5 protein-coding genes are annotated in these 4,929 nt (G+C 73.1%); 4 read left to right on the plus strand and 1 reads right to left on the minus strand.

The features are described 5' to 3' along the window. Positions 1 to 81: 81 nt before the first annotated feature. Entirely contained in the window at positions 82 to 861 is a 780-nt protein-coding gene (gene cobM, locus IBL25_RS24400) for a precorrin-4 C(11)-methyltransferase (RefSeq protein ID WP_187781063.1), read from the plus strand. Here the strand turns inward: cobM and IBL25_RS24405 are convergent. After that, positions 810 to 1,934, minus strand: a complete 1,125-nt coding sequence (locus IBL25_RS24405; RefSeq protein ID WP_367615685.1) for a cobalt-precorrin-5B (C(1))-methyltransferase — start codon at positions 1,932 to 1,934, stop codon at positions 810 to 812. The genes cobM and IBL25_RS24405 overlap by 52 nt on opposite strands. A gap of 26 nt (positions 1,935 to 1,960) precedes the next feature. Here IBL25_RS24405 and cobA point away from each other — a divergent pair, with 26 nt between their 5' ends. The 3 genes from cobA to IBL25_RS24420 all read left to right on the plus strand — a co-directional run. Continuing rightward, a complete protein-coding gene (gene cobA, locus IBL25_RS24410; RefSeq protein ID WP_187781064.1) occupies positions 1,961 to 2,758 on the plus strand; it encodes a uroporphyrinogen-III C-methyltransferase in 798 nt (265 codons plus the stop codon). A 259-nt stretch (positions 2,759 to 3,017) separates the two neighbouring features. Continuing rightward, the gene (locus IBL25_RS24415; protein WP_187781065.1) at positions 3,018 to 4,322 is read left to right on the plus strand and encodes a cobyrinate a,c-diamide synthase; all 1,305 of its coding nucleotides are present in this window, start codon (positions 3,018 to 3,020) and stop codon (positions 4,320 to 4,322) included. Continuing rightward, positions 4,319 to 4,929: nicotinate-nucleotide--dimethylbenzimidazole phosphoribosyltransferase (locus tag IBL25_RS24420; RefSeq protein WP_187781066.1), on the plus strand; the 611-nt coding region annotated here is incomplete at its 3' end. The genes IBL25_RS24415 and IBL25_RS24420, both read left to right, overlap by 4 nt.

Genomic DNA, 4,929 nt, shown 5'->3' on the forward strand with positions numbered 1-4,929 from the left:
GCGGCCACGCATTTCCGGCGCGGGCGTGACCTGCGCCATCGGGGCTGGCGCCACCGCCGCCGGCGCGGCAGGAAGCGCGGCATGACCGTGCATTTCATCGGCGCCGGGCCGGGCGCCGCCGACCTCATCACCCTGCGCGGGCGCGACCTGCTGGCGGCCTGCCCGGTTTGCCTTTACGCCGGCTCCATCGTGCCGCCGGCGCTGCTGGCGCATTGCCCGCCCGGCGCGCGGCTGGTCGATACCGCCTCCCTCGACCTCGAAGCTATCGAGGCCGAATTCCTCCGCGCCCACCAGGCCGGGCAGGATGTGGCGCGGCTGCATTCCGGCGACCTTTCGGTCTGGTCCGCCGTGGCGGAGCAGACGCGGCGGCTGCGGCGCCTCGGCATCCCCTACACGCTGACGCCGGGCGTGCCGGCCTTCGCGGGCGCCGCCGCCGCGCTGGGGCAGGAGCTGACGGTGCCGCGCGTGGCGCAATCCCTGGTGCTGACCCGCATCTCCGGCCGCGCCAGCGCCATGCCGCAGGGGGAGACGCTGGAGGCTTTCGCCGCCACCGGCGCCACGCTGGCCATCCACCTCGCCATCCATGCGCTGGATGCCGTGGTGGCGCGGCTCACGCCCTTCTATGGGGCGGATTGCCCGGTGGCCGTGGTGGTGCGCGCCTCCTGGCCCGATGAGCGGGTGCTGCGTGGCACGCTGGCCGATATCGCCGCCATCATGGCCGCCGCCCCGGCCGAGCGCACCGCGCTGATCCTGGTCGGCCCCGCCCTCACCGCCGAGGATTTTTCCGAAAGCGCCCTCTACAGCACCGATTACGTCCGCCGCTTCCGTGGCGGCGGCCAGGAGGGCGGCGGGCCGGCATGACCGATCAGCGCGCCTTCCCGGTCGAAGATCGCCACGTCCAGCGCGATGCCGCTGCCGGCCACGACATCCGCGGCCACCGCACGGGCACGCCCGGCCACCACATCGCCCAGCGCCAGCCCGGCCGCCGCGGCATGGGCAAAGGCTTCCGGCGTGGTATTGGCGCCAGCGATGCGCGCGGCCAGGGCATCGTCCCCGCCCATCTCCCGCGCCAGCCCGGCCAGGGCCGCCATGTCCACCGTGCCGCGCCGCGAATGCAGGTCCAGCCGCCCCTGCGCCAGCTTCGTGATCTTGGCGATGCCGCCGGCCACGGTCACGCGCGGCACCGGATGCGCGCGCAGGTATTTCAGCATGCCACCGACGAAATCGCCCATGTCGATCAGCGCCTGCTCGCTCAGGTGATGGAAGCGCGCCACCGCGCGTTCCGAGGCATCGCCCGTGGCGCCGGCCACATGCCGCAGCCCCAGCCCCCGCGCCACATCCACGCCGCGATGGATGGAATGGATCCAGGCGGAGCAGGAATAGGGCACCACGATCCCCGTCGTCCCCAGCACGGAGAGCCCGCCCAGGATGCCGAGGCGCCCGTTCATGGTGCGCTTCGCGATTTCCTCGCCATCGTCGATGCCGATGGTGACCTGCGCATCCACCGCGCCGCCCGAGACCTCCTCGAGCGCCGCGCGGATCATGGCGCGCGGCACCGGGTTGATGGCGGGCTCCCCCGGCGGCAGCGGCAGGCCGGGCAGCGTCACGGTGCCGACACCCGGCCCCGCCGCGAAGACCACGCCGCTGCCGGGCGCCCCGCGCCGCACCCAGGCCCGCACCAGCGCGCCATGGGTTACGTCCGGGTCGTCCCCGGCATCCTTCACCACCGCCGCCATGGCTGTGCCATCGTCCAGCGCGGTTTCCGCCAGGGCGAAGGAGGGGCGTTCCCCGCGCGGCAGCAGGATCTCGACAGGGTCAGGGAAGTGGCCGGTCAACAGCGCCGTCCAGGCCGCGCGGGCGGCTGCGGTGGCGCAGGCGCCCGTGGTCCAGCCGCGTCGCAGCGGCCCGCTCTGTTCGGTCTCGGCCTGTGGCACGGCGCCGATTATACCCCCGCCAGACCATGACCGCCACGACCGACCGCCTCAGCCTGCTGGAACAACTGCTCGGCGCCCCCGCCCCGCGCCTGCTGCCCGGCCATGTCTGGCTGGTGGGGGCGGGGCCGGGCGACCCGGGGCAGCTCACCCTCGATGCCCTGGCCGCCCTGGCCCAGGCCGAGGTGCTGGTGCATGACGACCTGGTGGATGCCCGTGTGCTGGGCCTGGCACCGCAGGCGGAACGCGTCTTCGCCGGCAAGCGCGGCGGCCGCCCTTCCTCCACCCAGGCGGATATCACCGCGACGCTGATCACCCTCGCCCGCCAAGGCCGCCGCGTGCTGCGGCTGAAGGGCGGCGACCCCTATGTCTTCGGCCGCGGCGGTGAGGAAGCCCTGGCCCTGGCCGAAGCCGGCATCCCCTTCCGCGTGGTGCCGGGCCTGACGGCGGGCCTTGCCACCCTGGCCGCCGCCGGCATCCCCGCCACCATGCGCGGCATCAACCACGCGGTGGTGCTGGCCACCGGCCACGGCGCCCCCGGGCATGAGGGCGAGCTGGACTGGGCCGCCCTGGCGCGGCTGAACCAGCCCCTGGTGCTCTACATGGCGCTGCGGCGGCTGGAGGCGACGGCACAGGCCCTGCTCTCCGCAGGGATGAACCCCGCCACCCCCGCCGCCGCCGTGGAATCCGGTACCCTGCCGGGGCAGCGCGTGGTGGTGACGACCCTGGGTGAATTGGTGAATCGCGTGCGGGCGGAAGGCATTTCGTCGCCGGCGATGATCGTGATCGGCGGAATCGTGGAGATGCGGGGGAAGCTGGCGCGATGAGAACCTACGGACAAGCCAGGGGCGCTGCCCCTGGACCCCGCCGGGGTGGAAAGTCCACCTCGGACCCCGCTTCGAGTTTGTGCCTGGCTTCCATGGGCCAGCGTGGTTCCAGCAGAGAGTTTTCAAAAACTACTCGGAAACACAGCATCCTTTCACATCAAAGCGAAAAAGGTTTCACGGGAAACGTTGTCGCAGGGTCTGGGGTGGCACTGTCACTCCAGCGGGGGTTCCAAGGGGGCGGCGCCCCCTTGGCCATGGCATGACGCAACAGCGCGCCCTCATCATCGCCGCGCCCCGGTCGGGTTCTGGCAAGACCACCATCACCCTGGCGCTGCTGGCGGCGCTGAAACGGCGGGGCGTGGCGGTGCATGCCGCCAAATCCGGCCCCGATTACATCGACCCCGCCTTCCATGCCGCCGCCACCGGCGCCCCCAGCACCAACCTGGACAGCTGGGCCATGCCGCCTCCGCTGCTGGATGCCCTGGCGGCTGGCGAGGGGCTGAAGATCATCGAGGCTTCCATGGGCCTCTTCGATGGCGCGGGCGAGGAAGAAGGGCGCCAGGGCAGCGCCGCTGATCTCGCCGCGCGCTGGGGCGTGCCGGTGCTGCTGGTGCTGGATGTCTCGGGCCAGTCGCAATCGGCGGCGGCGGTCGCACGGGGTTTCGCCACGCATCATTCGGCGGTGCGGGTGGGCGGCGTGGTGCTGAACAAGCTCGCCAGCCCGCGCCACCGCGCGGGAGCGGCGGGGGCCATGGCGGCGCTGGGCCTGCCGGTGCTGGGCGCCGTGCCGCGCGAGGCCGCCGTCGCGGTGCCGGAACGCCACCTGGGGCTGGTGCAGGCGCGGGAGCTGGAAGAACTGCCGGCCTTGCTGGAACGGCTGGCCGATCTGGCGGAAGCGCATCTGGACCTCGATGCCATCCAGGCCCTGGCAGCACCGCTGGCGGGGGCTGCGGAGACGCCCCTGCCCCTGCCGCCGCCAGGGCAGCGGGTGGCTTTGGCTTCCGATGCCGCCTTCGGCTTCGTCTACCCGCATGTGCTGGCCGGCTGGCGGCGGGCGGGGGCGGAGATCCTGCCCTTCTCGCCCTTGGTGGATGAGCCGCCGCCGCCGGGCTGCGATGCCTGCTGGCTGCCGGGCGGCTATCCGGAACTGCATGCGGGGCGGCTGGCGGCGGCGGGGCGTTTTCTCGGCGGCCTGCGCGCCTTTCCCGGCCGCATCCATGGCGAGTGCGGCGGCTTCATGGTGCTGGGAGAGGGGCTGGAAGATGCCTCGGGCACCCGCCACGCCATGGCCGGCTTGCTCGGCCACAGCACCAGCTTCGCCAAGCGCCGCATGAACCTGGGCTACCGGCAGGCAACCTTGCTGGCGGATTGCGCGCTGGGCCCCGCAGGCACGGTGCTGCGGGGGCACGAATTCCATTATGCCAGCGTCACCGACCCCGGCGCCGATGCGCCGCTGGCCGCACTGGCGGATGCCCATGGCACCGCCCTGCCGCCGGGCGGCGGCTGGCGCGGGCAAGTTTCGGGTAGTTTCTTCCACGTCATCGCGCGTCAGGATGCCGCATGAACAGCCTTGACCAGATCCGCACCCTTTGCGCCTCCCCGCTGCCGGGCGATGACGCGGCGGCGGCGGCCATCGCGGCACGGCAGGCGCAGCTGACCAAGCCGCCGGGCAGCCTGGGACGGCTGGAAGAACTGGCCGTCTGGCTCGGGTGCTGGCAGGGGCGGGAGATGCCACGGCTGGACCGCGTGGCGGTGCTGGTCTTCGCCGGCAACCATGGCGTGGTGGCACGCGGCGTCTCGCCCTTTCCGGCCAGCGTCACGGCGCAGATGGTGGCGAATTTCGCCGCGGGCGGTGCCGCCATCAATCAACTGGCGGCGGTGGCCGGTGCCTCCCTGCAGGTGGTGCCGCTGGAGCTGGAACACCCCACCGCCGATCTCTGCACCGCCCCGGCGATGACCGAGGCCGAGTTCCTCGCCGCCTTCACCGCCGGGCATGACGCGGTGGTGCCGGAGATGGACCTACTCTGCCTGGGCGAGATGGGCATCGGCAATACCACCGCCGGGGCGGCGCTGGCGGCGGCGCTGTTCGGGGCCGATGGCGCCGCCAGCCTCGGCGCCTTCTGGGCCGGGCGCGGCACCGGCCTGGACGATGCCGGGCTGCGCCGCAAGCG

The organism is Pseudoroseomonas ludipueritiae, assembly GCF_014490445.1.
Taxonomy (GTDB): Bacteria; Pseudomonadota; Alphaproteobacteria; order Acetobacterales; family Acetobacteraceae; genus Pseudoroseomonas; species Pseudoroseomonas ludipueritiae.

What these genes read in the sequence shown, in the direction of transcription:
- cobM (WP_187781063.1), top strand. Translation starts at nt 82, where the DNA reads ATGACCGTGCATTTCATCGGCGCCGGGCCGGGCGCCGCCGACCTCATC.
- cobA (WP_187781064.1), top strand. Translation starts at nt 1,961, where the DNA reads ATGACCGCCACGACCGACCGCCTCAGCCTGCTGGAACAACTGCTCGGC.
- IBL25_RS24415 (WP_187781065.1), top strand. Translation starts at nt 3,018, where the DNA reads ATGACGCAACAGCGCGCCCTCATCATCGCCGCGCCCCGGTCGGGTTCT.